Below are 19,387 nucleotides of genomic sequence, written 5' to 3'. Positions count from 1 at the left end.
CGCCCTCATAGCTGCACCGTCAGATCGACGAACAGGCGGGTACGTTCCCGCGTGGCACCGGGGATGGGCAGGCGGCGCAGCGTACGCGCCCCTTCCAGCATCAGGCTGGCCTTGCCGGCCAGACCGATGCGCAGCCCGCCACCGGCTGAAACCAGATGCGTATCGGCGGCCACACTGTCCCAGACCCGCCCGCTATCGATGAAGGCATAGGGGGTGATACCATCCACATAGGCGATGCCGGGATCGAAGCGGCGGCGCAGTTCCAGCCCGCCGCCAATGCCGGACGGGCCGGACAGGTCACCACCATTATAGCCGCGCCCGAAACGGCTGCCGCCCAGCGCGAACTCCTCCCCCGCCGGCAGCGTGTCGGGGCTGTACTGGCCGCCGATGGTCAGGCTGGCGCTGACGCCCGCCCCGATCAGGGTGGCATAGCCCAGTTCGCCACTGAACTTGGTGAAGTCCGGCTCCACCTTGGGGCGGGAGGCTTTCAGCGATCCCTTCTCCGTCGCCCCCAGAATGCCCAGCCCGCGCGTCACCCCGCCCATGGCCAACACATCCCCGCCCAACAGGTGCTGGGCGGTGAAAATCGCGCGGATATCCACGCTGCGCCAATCATCCCGGCTGAAAGGCGCGTTCAGGATGCGCACCGTGGCCCGCTGGGCATTCCAGCCACCTTCCAGCGACAGGTTGCGGGCGCGGCTGCGGATCAGCGGCCAGGACAGGCGCTGACCGAAACCATAGCTCTCCGTCGCCACGGCAAAGGGCTTCAGCGCCGCACCGGGCCGGCCCCGGCTGTAATTGCCATTGCTGGTCAGGGTCAGACCGTCGCCGGACAGGGGCTGCAGCCAACGCAGATTGGCGGAACGCTGTTCCTTGATCTCCGGCGTGGCGGACAGGGTGGCGCCCAACTGTTCGCCCAGACCCAGCGCATCATTGGTTGCCAGATCGACAAAGCCGGACCAGGGGCCGGCAAAATCCGATCCACGGTTGCCGATGCCGGCCACCAGCCCCCAGGGCGCACGCTCCACCCCCACCAACAGTTCCGCCGCCCCGAAGGCATCGCCCGGCCGGATCAACCCGGTCACCGTCACCCCCGGCAGATCATCCACCAGCAGCAGGCCACGTTCGATCAGCGGCACCTGGGCCGGGCGGGCGGCCAGGGCGGGGGCCAGCCGCGCCTCCACCAGCACCCGGTCGTCGGCAGTGCCGCCTTCCACCCGCACCTTTTCCAGATGCCCCTCAATCACCTTGATGGTGATGGTGCCATCCTTGATTTCCTGCGCCGGGACGAACACGCGCGTCAGCCCGTAACCAGCCGCCAGATAGCGGGCCTGGATCGCCTCCGCCACGCTGGAGACATCCGCCAAGGTCACCGGGCGGGCCAGCAGGCCGGCCAGTGCTTGGGCAAATTCCTGCTCCACCGGGATGGTCTGGGCCCCATCGATCAGCACGCGCGACAGGGTGAAACGCAGATCGGCCGCCGCCCCGGCAGGCGCGCCCTTGCGCTGGGCCGGGATGGAAAATTGCAGCTGCGCCTTGGGAACGCGGCTTTCCTCTGCCAGCGGGGCCGGCAGGGTTGGCCGCCCCGGCTCCACACTGCCCGGCAGCTGCACAGGGGTTTGCTGCGCCACGGCAGAGCCGGCAGCCAGCACAAGCAGGGCCATGGCAGGGAAAGCTGCGCGCATCCTGGAGACTGAGAAAGAAATTGACATCAAAAGATGTAGGCTGTGGGAACCGATAAAATCCAGGATTTTATCTATTCTGTATATAAAGATCAGCCTTGACCGACAGCGCGTAGGGCCAACCGGTACGGGCGTCACTATGTTGCATCAAGAATATTTGCAACCTAGGATTATTATCGACCTATTTGTTCACGAAGTCCCACGCGGGGGCTCGTTTGGTTCCGCCCCAATGCCGCAGCGCCGCAACAGGCTTGCCGACAATGATCCTACCAACGTATTTTCAGGCCGGCGTCCCGAAAGGGCGCCCTGGATGGAAGAGGATTCTGCGTTGGAAGAGATCGAGGTCGGCCCCGGCAAGCTGTTGGTCAAGGAAGGCGACCGATCCGGGGCGGCCTTCCTGATCGCCGGCGGCCGGGTGGAGGTTTTCCGCGCTGTCACCGGCAGCAAACACCGGCTGGCCGTGCTGGGGGCTGGGGAAATTGCCGGGGAAATGGGGCTGCTGGATAATGCGCCCCGCTCTGCCTGCATCGCCACCATGGAGCCGACGCGTCTGGTGATGATCTCCCCCGATCTGGTGGCTCGGCAGATGCGGGCCAGCCCGCCGCTGGTGCGATTCGTTCTGCGGTCACTGATCCACACCCTGCGCAATATCAACGGCATCCCCGCCCCCGCCAGCGACCCGATGCTGGATGGTGATCCCATCGTGTCGGAGCGGACTTATAAATTGCTGCGGCGGGAGACCTACCCGGCGGGCCGGGTGATCTTCCGGCGCGGCGATGAAGGCCATTATGCCTATCTGGTGCAAAGCGGCCTGGTGGAGGTTTGGAAGGAAACTGCCGAGGACGAGGTGCAGGTGCTGGCCCAGGTGGGGCCAGGCGGCGTGTTCGGCGAAATGGCCCTGCTGCGCAACGCCAACCGCGCGGCCAGTGTAACCGCCATCGAACATACGGTGTGCGAGGTGATCGCCCGCCACCGCTTCGATGAACTGTTGCGCATGGCGCCGACGCTGATCCGGCAGCTGGTCTTGACCTATATCCGTCGGATCGAAACCGGGCTTTAAACCAGCAACCGTTTCCTGTTGGCACCGTCCCGCTTTCCCGTTAGCCTGAATTGTGACAGCGCTGTCAGGCGTGGTCCAAAGTCAGGATCGGGAGGAAACAACGAATGCGTTACCGGGCATGGCGGCCGTTGCTGGCCACCCTCAGCTTTCTGTTAACCATCACCAGCCCTGCGGCGGAAGCAGAGAAGATCGACAAGGCCCAGGCGGCTGCCATCGCCGGCGATCCGGCCTTTCACTATCGGCCGCAGCAGCTGGTGGATATTCCCGCCCCTGCCGGCCCCGCCATCAGCCTGTTCAATGGCAAGAACCTGGATGGCTGGGACAGTTGGCTGGGCTATGCCGACCCGGCCCATACGTTCAAGCCCGATCCGGCCCCGACCTATGGGCTGAACCAGGACCGGTTCGGCATTTTCAACGTGGTGATGGAAGAGGGGGCGCCCGCCCTCTTCATCACCGGTAAAATCTGGGGCGGCATCGTCCACCAGGGCAGTTATGGCGATTATCATCTGCGCCTGGAATATAAATGGGGACGGGAGCGCCATGCCCCGCGCGCCGACAAGCCGCAGAATAACGGCTTGCTCTACCATTCCCATGGGGCACCGGGGGCCGTCTTTGGCAGTTGGATGGCGGCGGTGGAGTTCGAGATCATGCTGGGTTCCGTCGGCATGGTGGTGCCGGTGGGCACCCATGTCGGCATCCACACCAAGGCTGGGCACGATCCTGCCATCATCTATCCGCAGCGCCGCTACATGCCGGACGGCAAGGACGTGTCGGTCGCCCAGCCCGCCTGGAATGTGGAAGCCGCCATCGATGCCGAGAAACCGGCCGGCCAGTGGAATGTGCTGGATCTCTACGTGCTGGGCGACCGGGCCATCCATGTGGTGAACGGCGTGCCCGTGATGGAAGTCTGGGGCCTGTCGCGCCGTGATACGGTGGATGGCAAGCCCGTACCGCTGACGCAGGGGCATATCCAACTGCAATCGGAAGGGGCGGATACCTATTTCCGCAACATCACCCTGGAACCGATCCGCAGCCTGCCCCGGCTGGTATCCGAGTGAGGAGACAAATTCATGGGCCTGAAAAAATCTCTCGCAGCCTTGCTGCTGGCCGGCGGCCTGGCTTTGCCCGCCCAGGCCACCCCGCGCATCGCGCCGGAGAAGCTGGGCCTGCAGCTCTACAGCCTGCATGACGGGTTGAAAGCCGATCTGGAGGGTACGCTGGCCAAGGTCCATGCCATGGGGCTGCGGCAGGTCGAACTTTACCCGATGCCGGGCTTGGCGGCGACGGATTGGGGCCGGGCGCTGGATAAAGCGGGCCTGCGCGCCATCGGCAGCCATGTGCAACTGTCCGACCTGAAGACGGACCTGCCCGGCATCATCGACCGGGCCAAGGCGCTGAAACTATCTTATGTCGGGGTCGCCTGGGTGAAGCCGGGGCCGGAACCCCTGACGGCTCAGGTAATGGATCAGGTAGCCGCCACCTATAATGCTGCCTGTCCGGCGCTGAGGGCCGCCGGCATCGGGCTGATGTACCATATCCATGGCTATGAGCTGGCAGGGGCTGATCAGGGAACCAGCCTGTTCGACCGGTTAATGGCCGCCACCGACCCGGCCTGTGTGACGGTGGAAATGGATGTGTTCTGGGTGGTCCGGGCAGGGGCCGACCCGGTGGCCCTGCTGCATCGATACCCAGAGCGTATCCGGATGCTGCATGTGAAAGATATTCGGCGCGGGGCCGGCACCAGCAGCGATGGACGGGCCGACAAGGCCGATTTCGTCCCCGTCGGCCAGGGTTCGATCGACTGGCCGGCCTTGTTCGCCGCCGCCGCCAAGGTGGATTGGTTCGTGCTGGAAGATGAAAGCGCCAACCCGGAAACCGGGCTGGCGCAGTCGCTGGATTATCTGGGGGTGCAGTAGACAGGGAGCATCAAGCAAGCGGCCGCATACAGACCAGATAATCCAGCCCTGGCACGGTGACACGGATGGCACTGGGGGCGCTGCCCTCCACAGGACAGGCACCACGCACCCCTTGCCAACGCGCCATTGATGCCTCAACCGGCACACCCAGCGTGCGCGGGGTGTTATCCATGTTCACCAGCACCAGATATTCACGTCCACCCACCCGGTCGATGCGGGAAAAGGCCAGCAGGCCCCCTTTTTCCTCCACATGGCGGATCACCATCTCACCCCGGCGCAGGCCCGGATGATCACGGCGAATGGCCGCCAGTTCAGCCGTTGCCCGATAAAGCGGATGGGCTGGATTGAAACTGTCACCCCCGGCCACCGGGTGGGGCCCCAGACGGGGTTCGGTGTTGAATTGCTGTGACGCCGTGGCAAACATGGGTTGGCGGGCCTGTTTATCATCACCCAGCCCGATGAAACCCTGTTCATCACCATAATAAAGCACCGGGACCCCGCGCCCCAGGAACATCAAGGCATGGCCCAGCATCACCCGTGCCTGTACCTCATCCGCAGGCATCTGCGGGTGGGTGCGGCGGATGAAATAGGCCAGCCGGCCATTATCATGATTGGAAATGAAGGTGGGCAGCGTGGCCCGGTTCAGCGTGTCGGGATAAAGGATATCGGCGCGTAGCCAGTTCTCCCAAACATAACTGCCTTGGCCATCGGCCAGCGTGTCGATGGCCGCCTGGAAGAAACCGAAATCCAGTACCGAGGGCAACCGTGTCAGATGCGTCTGGGCCGCCAGATCGGCGATGTTGCGATCCGCCACCTCCCCGAAAATGGTGAAATCAGCAATCCCCTGTTCCTGGGCGAAGGTGGTGATTTCGGGGACGAAACGGTGCCAGAAATCCGGATTGACATGCTTGGCCGTATCCAGCCGCAGACCATCGATCCGGTACGTGCCGATCCAGTGTTTGTAAATCTTGATCAACCCCTCAGCAACAACGGGGTCCTCTGTGCGCAGATCATCCAGGCGGGCGAAATCTCCCAGCAGGCTGGACTCCCCCTTGAAGCTGCTATCACCACGATTGTGGTAATGGCGCACATCGTTCAGCCAGGCCGGGTTCTTCACCCCCTGCTGGCCCGATGGCAGCACAGGTATATAGGCAGCGCCTGGATAATCCCCCTGGGACCGATAGGGGCAGGCATTGCCCGCCCCCCGACATTCCTGATACTGGATGATATCGGCCGTGTGGTTGACGACGATATCCATGATGACTTTCAGGCCCCGCGCATGGGCCGCATCCACAAAGGCACGGAAATCCGCATTACTGCCCGAATGCGGATCGACATTCAGAAAATCAGTAGCCCAATAGCCGTGATAGCCGGCGGACATGCCGCCTTCATACTGCTGCACCACCTTGTTGACGACAGGCGGGGTAATCCAGATCGCCGTCGCCCCCAGCCCGGCGATATAGTCCAGGCGCGCCGTCAGCCCCTTGAGGTCGCCCCCCTGGAACATGCCGATATCCGCCGGGTCGAACCCATGCTGCGCCGGTCCACCGATGAGGCCGCCCCGGTCATTGGCCGGGTCGCCATTGGCAAAGCGGTCCGTCACCAGAAAATAGACCACATCATCGGCAAAAGGGCGCCGTGGATTATCCGCCGCCCCAGCGGCGACCGCAGACAGGATCAGCAGAGGCAACAGCAATAGGCAGGCAAGGCGGTGGCGCATGGGCAGAACCTCAGGGCAATCGGTGGGCGGATGAGATCACCATCCACCATCGCCCCCCACATTGCCACCCCCCGACCCACGAGGGGATATCCTGCCTACGCCTTACGTTTGCGTCTCCAGCACCGCCCGCACCTTGGCCAGCAGCGCCGCCCGCTGCTTGTCGTCGCGCATCTTGCGCACATTGTCCGCCAGCGCCAGCACGGTGGCGGCATAGTCATTGTGCCAGTCGGGTTTGGCGACCGCTGCCTTGTCAATGCGGGGCGGGTGGGTCGGGGTCAGGGGCTTGGCACCGTGTGCGGTCAGGCTCCAGACCTCATCCAGGCCCGGCAGGTGGATCTTGCTGCCGTCCAGCCCGGACTCGATCAGGTTGGCGCGGAGCGCCACCCGTTCCTGATCCTCCCCATGCACCAGGAAGATACCGCCGGCAACCGGCAGGCGGGCCAAGATCCAGTGCATCAGGCCGGCCCGGTCGGCATGGCCGGAATAGGCATCGATGGTGCGGATGGTGGCCCGAACCTCCACCTCCTCCCCATGGATGCGGACACGGGATACCCCATCCTGCAGCAGCCGGCCCAGCGTGGCCGGTGCCTGATAGCCCACCAGCAAAACCGTGGCGCTGTTGCGCCAGAGGTGATTTTTCAGATGGTGGCGGATACGCCCCGCCTCGCACATGCCCGAGGCGGCAATGATGATGGCATTGCCGGTCAGCCGGTTCAGCCGCTTCGATGCCTCCACCTCCTCAATCAGATGCAGGTTGCGGCGGCTGAAGGGGGCGGGCGTGCCGGGTTGGTTCACATCCGGCAGATGCTTGTCGAACACACGGGTGACATTGACGGCCAGCGGGCTGTCCAGGAACACCTCCACCGCCGGCAGTTCCTTGCTGTCGAACAGCAAATCCAGGTCGTACAGCAGTTCCTGGGTGCGCTCCACGGCGAAGGCCGGGATCACCACCGGCCCGCCGCGCTGCAGGGCCGCGCGCAATTCCTCCGCCAGGATCAGCCGGCGGCTGGTGGCATCGATCACCGGGCGTTCCCGCCCGCCATATGTCGATTCCACCACCAGCCAGTCAGGCCGGGCGGGGCCGTTCGGGTCCGGGTGGAACGGCTTGTCACACGGACCCAGATCGCCGGAAAACACCATGCGCACCGGCCCATCAGCCCCCGGCAATTCCAGTTCCACCGAAGCGGAGCCCAGAATATGCCCGGCATCCCAGAAACGCGCCCGCACGCCGGGCGCCACATCCACCCAGACATCGCGGTCCACCGCGCGGATATGCGACAGGCAGCGTTCCGCATCCCTCCTGCTATAGATCGGCTCCACCTCCCGCCGGCCGCGCTGGCGGTTGCGCTGGTTCAGGTGGCGCACCTCCGTTTCCTGGATATGGCCGCTGTCCGGCAGCATGAAGGTCAATAAATCCGCCGTGCCATGGGTGGTGACGATCGGCCCCTGGAAACCATGGCGGTAGAGTTTGGGGATCAGCCCGCTATGGTCGATATGGGCATGGGTCAGCACCAGGGCCGCCGGCTCCGTCACATCAAAGGCGAAGTCACGGTAATTCAGCTCCTGCTCCGTCTTCGGGCCCTGGAACAGGCCGCAATCCAGCAGCAGGCTACCCACGGCATGGCGGATCAGGAAGCAGGAGCCGGTGACACCACCCGCCGCCCCGTGGAAGCTGATGGTCGGATCGCTGGGATGGGTATCGGTCATCAGGCTGCCTCTGTGGCTTTCGGGGGAGTGCCCAGGGTGAAGCCGCTATCTTCAGCAGCCATTCCGCAGGCGAAACGAAAATCTGTTTCGGTATCGGAATAAATTCGGTAGAGCGGTTCGCCTGCCTGGGCGAAGCTGCCGACCTTTTTCAGCAGGTCGATGCCGGCCCCGGCATCAAAGGGGGCGCCGGCCAGCCGGGCAATGCGCGCGATGCGGTAGCAGTCGATGGCGCCCACCGTGCCGTCATGCTCGGCCACAATCTCCCGCGACAGGCGGCCCAGCCGGGCCTCCCGCGGGGGTTTGCCCTGCAATTCCATGATCTTGTGCATGGTGGTCAGCGCCGCGCCCGAGGCCAGCAGTTCGCGCGCCCGCGCCATGCCGGCCCCGCCGCGCAGGGCCGGATCAAATTCCAGAATACGCCCGGCCAGCGCCAGGGCGCGTTCGCGCAAATCCACCGGTGCTTCCGGCCGGTTCTCCAACACGGCCATCACATCGCGCGCCTCCAGCACCGGGCCGATGCCATTGCCCACCGGCTGGCTGCCATCGGTCATGGTGACCCGCAGGTTCAACCCGATGGCATCGCCGACATATTCAAACAGCTTGCGCAGGCGCAGCGCGTCATTCTGGGTGCGCACCTTGGCCGAGGGGCCGATGGGCACATCGATCACCAGATGGGTGGAGCCGGCCGCCAGTTTCTTGGACAGGATGGAGGCGACCATCTGTTCGCGCGTGTCGATATTCAGCGGCCGTTCCACCGAAATCAGCACATCATCGGCCGGCGACAGGCGGACATGGCCGCCCCAGACCAGACAGCCCTTCACCTCCCGCACGATGTCGCGCATCTGCTCCAGCCCCACCTCCACATTGGCCAGCACCTCCATCGTGTCCGCCGTGCCGGCGGGGGAGGTGATGGCGCGGGAAGAGGTTTTGGGGATGGGCAAACCATGGGCCGCGACAATGGGCACCACAATCATGGAGGTGCGGTTGCCCGGAATGCCGCCGATACAATGCTTGTCCACCACCAGCCCACCGGCGGCCACCCCGTTTTCCCAGGTGAGCCGGTCACCGGCCGCCACCATGGCACGGGTCAGGTGCAGGGTTTCCGCCGTGGTCATGAAACCACCGCAGGCGACGATGAAGGCCGCCACCTCCACCCGGGAATAGCGGTGATGGGCGATATCATCAATGATGGCCGCGAACTGGTCCGGCCCCAGTTCACTGCCCTGGATCTTGGCGTGCAGCGCGTCGCGGCTGCGCGCCGGCGTGGCATGTTTCAGGCGGACCGCCGTATCCTCCGGCATCCCGAAATGGTTGAAGGCGGTGGTGGACAGGCCCAGCGCATCCGCCCCCAGCAGGGCCGGATCATCCACCATCACCAGATCGGCGATGATCCGGTGACCATTGGCCGCCACTTCCACCTTTTCCAGCCCGGCAAATTCCGCCGCGCGATAGATGGTGCAGTTGCGGGACAGGAAGGCCACATTCTCCTGCCGCGTATCGACACCCACCCGCTTCAGTTTCAGCATCTTTCCACCCATTTACCGGCGGAATGGTTTCATCCTCCACCGTGTTTCCACGATAGACCCGCAAAAGGAACCGCCGCCTTGATATGGGTCAAGGCCAGGTGAGGCGGGTTGGCGCACAGTAAGTATCGGATCGATCTATAGTGATCCGAGGGAGGTGTGTCATGGAAGGCAAACATCCGGCCATGGTGCTGAAACAGCCGGGCCAGCCGCTGGTGCTGGAATGGCATCAGGTGCCCGCCCCCGGACCCGGCCAGCTGCTGATCCGCGTCTGTGCCTGTGGGGTCTGCCGCACTGACCTGCATGTGGTGGATGGGGAACTGCCCCACCCCGCCCTGCCGCTGGTGCCGGGGCATGAGGTGGTGGGCAGGGTGGCTGCCATTGGCAGCGGGGTGGACGGGTTCCAGCTTGACCAGCGGGTGGGCGTGCCCTGGCTGGGTTGGGCCTGCGGCAATTGCGATGCCTGTCACGAAGGCCGGGAGAATCTATGCCCGGAGGCACGCTTCACCGGCTATACGCTGGCCGGCGGCTATGCCAGCCATATTCTGGCTGATGCCCGTTTCTGTTTCGCCATCCCGGACGGGTACAGCGATGCGGCCGCCGCCCCGCTGCTCTGCGCCGGGCTGATCGGCTATCGCGCCCTGCGGATGGCGGGGGATGGGAAGCGGTTGGGGCTCTATGGCTTTGGTGCTGCCGCCCATATCATCGCCCAGGTGGCCAAGGCGCAGGGACGGCGGGTCTATGCCTTTGTGCGGCCGGGCGATGCGGCGGCGATGGATTTCGCCCTGCGGATGGGGGCGGACTGGGCCGGCCCGTCTGACGCGCCGGGGCCGGAACCACTGGATGCCGCCATCCTGTTCGCCCCGATCGGCGCCCTGGTGCCGGCGGCCCTGACCGCGGTCAAGCCGGGCGGGCGTGTCGTCTGCGCCGGCATCCATATGAGCGATATACCCGCCATGCCCTATCACCTGTTATGGCAGGAACGGCAATTGCTGTCGGTCGCCAACCTGACGCGGCAGGATGCGCTGGAATTCCTGGAACTGGCGGGGCGCATCCCCCTCCATACGGAAATCCATGCCTATCCGCTGATCCGCGCCAATGAGGCACTGGCCGACCTGCGGGCCGGTGCCTTTACCGGGGCAGCGGTGCTGCTGCCGTAGGTGCCAGGATCAAGGCAACAGCATGATGGCCAGTGACCCCGCCCCCAGGGAGAGCAGGTTGATCACCAATACCGGCACGCCAATCCCACGCCCGCCGATAAAGGCAGCCATCACCGATTTGGTCAGGGTGTTGACGGCGATGGCGATGCCAATGGCAATCAGGGCGGTTTCCGCAGCAATGGAATGGCCGCCCAGCCGGGCCATGGAAATGGTAACGGCATCGACATCGGCGATGCCGGAAACCGCCGCCACCGCCAGCACCGCACTGTCACCGATATAGGCCTTGGCGGCCCCAGCGGCCAGCATGACAATGGCGATGAAGGCGGAGAGCTTCAACGCCGTGGCCAGTTCCAGCGGGTTGCTGGTGGCCAGGGCCGCCTGATTGCCGCTCATCGTGTGGCGTCGGCTGAACAACAGCACCAGAATGCCCAACCCCATCACCGTCAGCATGGCGGCCAGCGGCAATACCAGTTCCAGCGCCAGCGTCTGGTTCAACAGGCCGACAATGACACAGACCCGCACCGTCATCACCGCGCCGGCCAGCAGAATGCCGGCGGACAGGGTGTTTTCCAGCCCCGGCGTACTGCGGGCAAAACGCGAGAGGGTCAGCGTGGTGGCGGTGGAACTGGCCAGCCCGCCGGCCAGTGCCGCCATCAATACGCCCAGCCGGTCCCCGAACAGGCGGATGGCGACATACCCACCAAAGGAGATGGCGGCGATCAGGATGGCCAGGAACCAGATTTCCGCTGGGTTTACCGCCCCCCAGGGGTCGATGGTGCGGTTGGGCAGCACCGGCAGCAGCAGGAAGGACATGGACAGCAGCACCAGAATGGCGCGGATTTCCTCCCACCGCAGGCCGCGCAGCCATTGGTGCAGCGGGTCACGCAGCGCCAGCAACAGCGTCATGGCCACCGCCGCTGCCACGGCCACCCGCACCTCGCCCAGCACGGCGAAGGCCCCCAGCATGAAGGTCAGGATCGCCGCCACCGTGCCGGTGGCGCTGACATCGCGGTCATCGCGCGCTTCCAGCAGGCGGAAGGCCGCGAAGGTGCCGGCATGGCCCAGCAAGGCGGCCGCCAGCACCCAGGAACTGGTGATCTGCGATAGCGCCCCCGCCACCCCGCCCAACAGGCCGGACAGCGCGAAGGTGCGCAGGCCGGCAGCCCGCTGGCCATCCCCGGCTTCGCGCATTTTCCAGCCGCGCTCCAGCCCCACCAGCAGGCCGATTGCCAGGGCCACAGCCAACCGGCTCAACAAAGTTACTTCAGTCATTCAATGGGGTTCCTGGGGGGAGTGACAGTGCTGCACCGGGGTGACGGCGGAATAAGTGTTTGAGAGACATCAGGACAATGAAATCAGCACGCGCGATACAGACAGGATACTCCCCCCTCACCGCATATGCACATAGGTTCCGGGTGCCGCCTCCAGCGGCGGCAATGCGGCCTCTTTACACCCCATGGCTGGCGGCGGCACCGGGCTGCCCGACCGTTCATCCAGCCAATCCACCCAGGACGGCCACCAGGAACCCTCCCGCGGTGGCGTGGCTGCCATCCAGGTATCGGCATCCATATAGGGCTGATCGGGCTGGATGGTTTCCAGCCGGTGACGGCGGCGGGGGCGACCGGGTTCCGAGACGATACCGGCATTGTGCCCGCCATTGGTCAGGCAGAAGGTCAGTTCCGTATCCAGCAGCAGCCGGGCCCGATAGACGGAATGCCAGGGGGCCACATGGTCCGTCTCCGTGCCCACGGCAAAGACAGGGCAGCGTATGTCGCCCAGGGCCACCGGCCGGCCATCCACCCGGTAGCGACCGCCGGCCAGTTCATTCTCCAGGAACAGCCGGCGCAGATATTCCGAATGCATCCGATAGGGCATCCGGGTGCTGTCGGCGTTCCAGGCCATCAGGTCGATCATCGGTTCCCGCTCACCCAGCAGATATTCCCGCACCATCTTCGACCAGATCAGGTCGTTGGAGCGCAGCAACTGGAAGGCGCCGGCCATCTGGGTGGTATCGAGATAGCCCTGGCTCCACATGCCATCTTCCAGGAAGGAAAGCTGGCTTTCATCGATGAACAGGGTCAGCTCACCGGCTTCGGTGAAATCGGTCTGGGCGGCCAGCAGGGTCATGCTGGCCAGCCGCTGGTCACCATCGCGGGCCAAAGCCGCCGCGACGATGGACAGCAGCGTGCCGCCCAGGCAATAGCCCATGGCATGGACGGGCATTCCCGGCACCACCGCATTCACCACCCGCAGCGCATCCAGCACACCCAGGCGCTGGTAATCCTCCATGCCCAGATCACGATCCTCCGGCCCCGGATTCTTCCAACTGACGCAGAAGACCGTATAGCCACGGGAGACCAGATAGCCGATCAGGGAATTCTGCGCTGACAGGTCCAGGATATAATATTTCATGATCCAGGCGGGCACGATCAGCACCGGTTCCGGCCGCACCTCCCCCGTCGTGGGGCTGTACTGGATCAGTTCCATCAGGCGATTGCGGAACACCACCCGGCCGGGTGTAACGGCCAGATTGCCACCCACCCGGAAATCCTCCACCCCCGCCGGCCCCTTGCCGGAGAGTTGACGGCGCAGATCGTCGGTCCAGTTGCGATAACCACGGGCCAGATTGACGCCCATCTGGTTGACGGTGGCTTCCAGCACCTCCGGGTTGGTCAGCGGGAAATTGGTGGGGGAGATCATGTCCAGCAACTGGCGGGCCGTGAAGGTCACGCCCTTTTCATGGCCTTCCGCCACGCCCCGGATGCCGGTGGTGGCATTGTGCCACCATTGCTGCTGCAGCAAAAAAGCCTGATGGATCAGGTTGAAGGGCGGTTTCATCCAGCCAGGATGCTCAAACCGCCGGTCCTGCGGCAGCGGGTCGATGCAGCGCGGCGCCCCCTCCTGCGCGCCACAGGTGGCGGCATATTGGGCCAGCCGGGCCGTCTTGCGCACGCCCTTCTGCCAGAGCTCGATCTGCTTGCCGGGGGAGGAAGCCAGATGGATGGCCCAGTCCGCCCAAGCCAGCGTCAGCGCCGCCGGCGAAACGGACGCGGTGAAGCGCCCCATCCAGGCATGGGTCATCCGGTCCAGGATGGAGAGCGTCGCGGCGGCCGGGGCCGCCTCCTCCAGTGCTGCCGGCGCGCAAGAGGGGATTGCGGGCGGGGCCGCCTTTACGGGGGTGATGCTGGTGGCGGTACGGATCGTCCCTTCCGGCATGGCTCTAGCCTTCCTGTCCAGTGATGGTTTCCAAGGACAACCACAGACTGGCAGCAAAGGCCCCAGGGGGCCTTGATATGCATCAAGGAGCAGCGTTTCCGATGAGGAGCCGGTGGGGTTACCCCGTTCAGCTAAACCCGGCGCGCAGGCAATCATGCAGGGTGATGACGCCCACCGGCTTTTCATCCGCCGTGACAAACAGACAGGTAATGCTTTCCTTGTTCATACGGGCCAGGCTCTCGCCCACCAGCGCGTCGGGCCGGGTGATGCGGGGCTTGCGACTCATGATCTCATCAGCGCGGCGGGAGAGCAGGCCGGGATCCATATGGCGGCGCAGGTCACCATCGGTGATGACGCCGACCAGCCGCCCTTCCCCATCCACCACACCGGCACAGCCCAGGCTTTTGGAGGTAATGGTCAGCAACACCTCCGACATCGGGGCGGTCAGCGCCACCAGGGGCAGCGCCTCATCCTGACGCATGATTTTCTCCACCCGCATCAGGGTCTGGCCCAACCGGCCACCGGGGTGGAAATTGCGGAAATCCCCTGCCGTGAAGCCGCGCGCCGTCATCAGCGCCACGGCAATGGCATCACCCAGGGCCATCATCATGGTGGTGGAGGTGGTGGGCGCCATGCCGACCAGACAGGCCTCCGGCGCCTGCGGCATCACCAGCGGCAAGGTGGCCGCCCGCGCCAGGGTGGATTCCGCCCGGCTGGTGATGCCGACCAGCGGAATGCTCCAGCGGCCGCAATAAAGCAGCAGGTCAGACAGTTCCTGCGTTTCGCCGGAATTGGACAGCGCCATCACCAGATCACCGGGGCCGATCATCCCCAGATCGCCATGGCTCGCCTCTGCCGGATGGATGAAATAGGCCTGGGTGCCGGTGGAAGACAGGGTGGCGGCGATCTTGCGGGCGACATGGCCGCTTTTGCCGATGCCGGCCACGAAGACCCGGCCCTGGCGGGCCAGAATGGTCTCAACCACCCGGTCAAACGGCTCGGCCAGACTGTCCTGCAACAGCCGCAAGCCATCGATTTCCTTGGCGATGGCCGTGCGGCCGATCAGATTGGGGGCTTGCGCCATCATGTTCTTCCCAGTTCCATCCTGTCGATCAAAACACCTTGATCGGGCCGCAGGCTGATGTGGGGCTGGATGCCCGATTGATCCAGCCCGCGCAAGCGGGACCCGGTGCATGACGGCCCTGAGGGGCAGTCCACGGCCGTTTGGCCTACCCCCTTCCCGCCTTTGAGCAAACACGCCGGACATGGTAGCCCGGTTCCATGAAACCTGAATCCGTTCCGTGTGGATTCGTCCCTGCTGGGACGGAATCCGGCATCAGAGGCGCCTGCGAGAGGCCGGAGCGTGATCGCCTGCCGCCGATAAACAGGCATTTTCGCCCGTCTGCCCGCCGCAGCCTTACATCAGGTTAACGCCGGTGGTACCCCCGCAGGAAAAGGCCCCTTTACCTTTGACGGAGGAACCGTTTAGTTTAAAGAAGCCTCGGCCAAAGACAATTTACAGATTGATCATTCCCATGCGGCTGCATCGTTTTTTGATTAAGAAGTTCACGGAAGCGGTCGATATTTTCGACTATGTGCGCACCCACATGACATCAATTATCAGGCCCCGGTATATACGTCGGCGCTGGATGGGCAATGTCCCGCTCCAGGGCGCAAAACGTATTGTGGTTTTTAATCATTTCGATTGCCGTGGGGCCATACACGAGTACGTAGAGTTTTATTTACGTGAATTGCGGCAGCAGGGCTTTTCGATCATCTTCACCAGCAATTCCCCGCGCTTCCCAGAGCGCAGTGTAGAGAAGCTGAAACCACTGGCGTCAATCATCCTGTGGCGTCGGAACGTGGGCTATGATTTCGGTGCCTTCAAGGACGGCATTGCGGAAATTCCAGACCTGCAGGCCCTGGATATGCTGCTGATTACCAATGACAGCATGTATGGTCCGCTGCAGGATTTCGCTCAGGTGATCAAGTCCGCCAAGGCCGATGAAGCAGACGTATGGGGAATCACAGACAGCTGGGACGGACGTTTTCATCTGCAAAGCTATTTCTTGCTGTTCCACCCAACCGCCATCCGCAGCCAGGCTTTTGCCAAATTCTGGGGACGGCTACCCTATTTCCGACGCAAGCGCTGGGTCGTGCGATATGGCGAAATCGGGCTGACGCCCTTTTTCCTGTCGCAAGGCTTGCGCTGCAAAGCCATTTTTCCTTATAGGAAACTAATCGGCGTGATGGCCGCAAAGATTGACAGTTTCCTGGCCAGCCCTTCCAGTGGCAGCGATCCGGAACGACGTCTTTATGCCGAAAGAATCGCCAAAAGCCTGCGGGAAGGCGTGCCGCTGAACCAGACACATTTCTTCTGGGATCAGTTGATCAGCAACAACGGCTGCCCCTTCATCAAGCGGGATTTGTTGCAGCATAACCCCATGGCCATCCCCTATCTGCATAATTGGCAGCAGTTGATCAGTGAGGTCTCCAATTATGACTCTGAAATGATTGTCCGCCACCTGCAGGCCACAATGCGCAATCGCGTGTATTGATTAAGTAAGTAAACCTGATAGCACGGGCCGTGTCTCGTTAAGGTCACGGCCCGTTCTGGATTTGCATGTCGTCAGGCAGAACGCGGTCCCCTCAACGGGGAGCGAGCAATGCCAGCAGACTATCATTGATGGCAGAGGCCGGCAGCCCCAGCGGGAACAGCAGGCCGCGCCCATGGGCACGTAAGCGTTCGGCCTGGGCACCGAGATTAAAAACAGCCGTGGGCAAACCGGCCGCCAGCACGTGACTCAGCGCATAGCACCAAGTTTCCGGCCAGACGGAGGGCACAAACGCACCATGGGGGCGGATATCGGCCAGCAGACGGTCGAACTCCGCCTCCTCATAACGGCCGGTCACCATCGCAGCGCCCGTTTCAGTCAGCAGATCATCGTCCAGGCTATAGCCCAGCACAATGAAACGCAGCGGCAATCCGCGCGTCACCGCATCGCGCGCGCATTCCAGCAGGATCTGAAAGCCTTTGGGGGGACCGATGGCGCCCGGTACGACAATCCGGATCGATTCTCCCGGTTGACGGGACGCCAACGGAACCGCTGGCGGTGGCGGGGGCGCCTGCAGCGGGGCCAGATGCAGGCGAGCGGCCGGTGCATAGCGCCGCAAGCGCTCCATCGCCTCCTGCGTGGCGCAATCAAGGCGTTGCGCCTTTTCCAGCACGGGGCGGGTCAAAGCCCGCCACGACGCCACGCTCATGCCCGTATGCAACAGGTCACCATGCGTCGCCACGCAGGCTTCGCAGGTGATAACATCCGGCTCACCACAATATTGATCATTGGCACTGGTCAGGGTGATGCGCGGACAGATCCAGCTGTAATCATGCAGATGCATCTGATAGGCGAAGCGGGTGGTTAAACCGGTCAGCGTATCGGGCGTCAGGTGGAACGGATGATGCAGCTCCATTTCCGCCACGCCCAGCCGCGCCAGATCGGACCAGAGCAAATCCAGCTCATACAGCGGATCGTAGCATAGATTGCCCAGATCCGGCCGGTCGGGCAGTTCCAGAACCAACCGATGCGGCTTGCCCTCCGCCCTTTCCGGCCGCAGCAGCAGAGATTGCTGGGCGGGGCGACGGGCCAGCCGGTCCTGAATAAAACGCTCCGTTCCACCACCAAGCTTGGCGCAAACGATCATGAAGGGCCGCTGCCGCTGCCCGCCATCATTGAAAAGCCGGGCCCGATCCAGGGTCCGGCGGTGAATCGCCAAGGGATCAGCATCGATAAAGGCATGTACCGCCGGTTCATAATCCGGATATAGCCGGGCCAGCAAACGCAAGGCCCGATCCACCCGCGCCTGTTTGGCGGGCCCGAACGATCCCCCGCCTAGATGGCCGACAAAGACATCCAATGCCATCTGGTGCCGCCAGCCGAGCCGGCTGGCGCGCAGACAGAAATCATTCTCCTCGCCATAGCCGGTACCGAAAGTATCGGCATCAAACCAGCCCGTCTGCGCCAGACAATCACGACGGATATACATGCAGAAGCCGACGGCGGTGGGGATATCGATCGCCAAGCCATCCAGCACCGCCCCGGCCAAGGCATTCACGCCCAGCACATCCACATCCGCCAATGGTGTCGCCGCATTGGCGCGCGGATAGGAACAGATGGTGGCATCGTTGGACCAGGGGGTTACCGTCCCAACATCAGCCGCCCTGGCCGCCGCGTCATGCAGCCGCCGTAACCAGCCCGGTGCCACGGCAGTGTCTGCATTCAGCAACACCACATCCCGCGCCCCGGCGGACATGGCCATGCCGATATTCACACTGCGCACAAAGCCAAGATTGGCCGGATTACGCCGCAGCATGATGTGCCCGCCGGCGGCCAGCCGATCCAGCAACTGGGCAATCGCGGGTTCCGGGCCGCAATCGTCAATGGCAATAACCCGCATGGGCAGGCCCGGATCGCAGGTCAGCAACCGCTCGAAGCACAGCCGCGTGGCTTCCAGATCGCCATAAACCGGAACGATCACATCCACCACCGGCTCCAGCACCGGCGGGGGCGGCAGGGGCTGCGGCAGGAACAGCGGTTCCCCCGTCAGGCTGAAATGCAGCCGGGGGTTATGCAGGCCCGCCAAGGACAGTTCCTGCGGTGTCTGCTGCGGTAAATCCTCCAGCTCACTACCGGGGGCCGGTGTGACGGTCAGGGTAGAACGCGCCTCCCCCCCCTCACTCAAAACAACCGAGACGGGGCGATCCGGACAGGATAGATCCATGGCGCGAATATGGATTTCATCCCCCTCCCTCCGCTCCACCCGTGCCGTCAGACGGGGGGGGCGAAGCCATATCCCGCGCAGGGAGGGGGCAAGAACAGGACTGCCATCCAGATAAACCTCCGGATCGACCGGGCCGCACAGCGCCTCCGGCAAGGGCAGCTCAACAAGGCTGGCAACCATATCAGGCGGGACTTGCCGTTGAACCAGCAGATGTCCCGCCCATTCCACGGCAAGATGACCACCACTTGGCGGTACAGCACAATAGACGGTACGACCGGCGATAAAGGCGATGGCACGACCGCTGTTCTGGGCATGGAGACGCAGCAGTTCCACCGCCTCCGCATCTGCTTCAGCGTGCCAGGCCAATGCATCCAGAACCGCCGCCGTCCAGGTTCCAGCGCGCGCGAGTGTCTTCGCGGCCATGGCGTGGCGTGGGTCCAGCGTCAGCGCACGCTGCAAAAGGTCGGCGGCAGCGGCCCTGTCCCCAAACACCACAAATGCAATCGCTGCAAAAAGCAGATCATCAGCATGGGGCGGATCGAATCGTGACAGGCGCTGCGCCAGCAGCGCTATCCGTTCCGTGTCGCCAGAAGATAAAGCCGCAAGAATGTTTGACCGGGCAGT

The 19,387-nt window shown here is 63.8% G+C and carries 13 protein-coding genes; 5 read left to right on the top strand and 8 right to left on the bottom strand.

What is annotated here, in order from left to right; translation table 11 throughout:
• Positions 1 to 5: 5 nt before the first annotated feature.
• On the bottom strand, positions 6 to 1,664 hold the full coding sequence (locus PCJ49_RS17410; RefSeq protein WP_269912052.1) for a ShlB/FhaC/HecB family hemolysin secretion/activation protein: 1,659 nt from the start codon (positions 1,662 to 1,664) through the stop codon (positions 6 to 8).
• Between the two features lie 328 nt (positions 1,665 to 1,992).
• On the opposite strand from PCJ49_RS17410, the gene PCJ49_RS17405 reads away from it, so the two are divergent.
• The 3 genes from PCJ49_RS17405 (at position 1,993) to PCJ49_RS17395 (ending at position 4,658) form a co-directional block, all read left to right on the top strand.
• A complete protein-coding gene (locus PCJ49_RS17405) occupies positions 1,993 to 2,742 on the top strand; it encodes a cyclic nucleotide-binding domain-containing protein (protein WP_269912051.1) in 750 nt (249 codons plus the stop codon).
• 104 nt (positions 2,743 to 2,846) lie between these two features.
• Positions 2,847 to 3,800: a DUF1080 domain-containing protein gene (locus tag PCJ49_RS17400; protein WP_269912050.1), complete on the top strand. Its 954-nt coding sequence runs from the start codon at positions 2,847 to 2,849 to the stop codon at positions 3,798 to 3,800.
• Between the two features lie 12 nt (positions 3,801 to 3,812).
• Positions 3,813 to 4,658, top strand: coding sequence for a sugar phosphate isomerase/epimerase (locus PCJ49_RS17395; protein WP_269912049.1), 846 nt, complete (start codon positions 3,813 to 3,815; stop codon positions 4,656 to 4,658).
• Positions 4,659 to 4,668: 10 nt separating this feature from the next.
• Here PCJ49_RS17395 and PCJ49_RS17390 read toward each other — a convergent pair whose 3' ends face one another.
• The 3 genes from PCJ49_RS17390 to PCJ49_RS17380 form a co-directional block, all read right to left on the bottom strand.
• Positions 4,669 to 6,378: an alpha-amylase family glycosyl hydrolase gene (locus tag PCJ49_RS17390; RefSeq protein WP_269912048.1), complete on the bottom strand. Its 1,710-nt coding sequence runs from the start codon at positions 6,376 to 6,378 to the stop codon at positions 4,669 to 4,671.
• A 102-nt stretch (positions 6,379 to 6,480) separates the two neighbouring features.
• Positions 6,481 to 8,085, bottom strand: a complete 1,605-nt coding sequence (locus PCJ49_RS17385) for an MBL fold metallo-hydrolase (protein ID WP_269912047.1) — start codon at positions 8,083 to 8,085, stop codon at positions 6,481 to 6,483.
• The gene (locus tag PCJ49_RS17380; RefSeq protein WP_269912046.1) at positions 8,085 to 9,611 is read right to left on the bottom strand and encodes a thymidine phosphorylase family protein; all 1,527 of its coding nucleotides are present in this window, start codon (positions 9,609 to 9,611) and stop codon (positions 8,085 to 8,087) included. The genes PCJ49_RS17385 and PCJ49_RS17380 overlap by 1 nt, the downstream gene beginning before the upstream one ends.
• A gap of 161 nt (positions 9,612 to 9,772) precedes the next feature.
• Between PCJ49_RS17380 and PCJ49_RS17375 the strand changes: the two genes are divergently transcribed.
• Positions 9,773 to 10,768 carry a zinc-dependent alcohol dehydrogenase family protein gene (locus tag PCJ49_RS17375; protein ID WP_269912045.1) on the top strand — a complete coding sequence of 332 codons (996 nt, stop codon included), beginning with the start codon at positions 9,773 to 9,775 and terminating at the stop codon, positions 10,766 to 10,768.
• A 9-nt stretch (positions 10,769 to 10,777) separates the two neighbouring features.
• Here PCJ49_RS17375 and PCJ49_RS17370 read toward each other — a convergent pair whose 3' ends face one another.
• From PCJ49_RS17370 to PCJ49_RS17360, 3 genes are all read right to left on the bottom strand, one after another.
• Positions 10,778 to 12,040 (bottom strand): MgtC/SapB family protein, encoded by a 1,263-nt coding sequence (locus PCJ49_RS17370; RefSeq protein WP_269912044.1) that lies wholly within the window; start codon positions 12,038 to 12,040, stop codon positions 10,778 to 10,780.
• 117 nt (positions 12,041 to 12,157) lie between these two features.
• A complete protein-coding gene (locus PCJ49_RS17365) occupies positions 12,158 to 13,984 on the bottom strand; it encodes an alpha/beta fold hydrolase (RefSeq protein ID WP_269912043.1) in 1,827 nt (608 codons plus the stop codon).
• A 127-nt stretch (positions 13,985 to 14,111) separates the two neighbouring features.
• Positions 14,112 to 15,071: a KpsF/GutQ family sugar-phosphate isomerase gene (locus PCJ49_RS17360; protein ID WP_269912042.1), complete on the bottom strand. Its 960-nt coding sequence runs from the start codon at positions 15,069 to 15,071 to the stop codon at positions 14,112 to 14,114.
• Positions 15,072 to 15,519: 448 nt separating this feature from the next.
• Here PCJ49_RS17360 and PCJ49_RS17355 point away from each other — a divergent pair, with 448 nt between their 5' ends.
• Positions 15,520 to 16,542: a rhamnan synthesis F family protein gene (locus tag PCJ49_RS17355; protein WP_269912041.1), complete on the top strand. Its 1,023-nt coding sequence runs from the start codon at positions 15,520 to 15,522 to the stop codon at positions 16,540 to 16,542.
• Positions 16,543 to 16,633: 91 nt separating this feature from the next.
• On the opposite strand, the gene PCJ49_RS17350 is transcribed toward PCJ49_RS17355, so the two are convergent.
• On the bottom strand, positions 16,634 to 19,255 hold the full coding sequence (locus tag PCJ49_RS17350; protein WP_269912040.1) for a glycosyltransferase: 2,622 nt from the start codon (positions 19,253 to 19,255) through the stop codon (positions 16,634 to 16,636).
• Positions 19,256 to 19,387: the final 132 nt, after the last annotated feature.

Origin of the sequence: Niveispirillum sp. BGYR6, from assembly GCF_027568365.1 — a bacterium.
GTDB lineage: Bacteria > Pseudomonadota > Alphaproteobacteria > Azospirillales > Azospirillaceae > Niveispirillum.
Note: the sequence above shows the minus strand (reverse complement) of the source record. Positions and strands in the feature narration are given on the sequence as shown.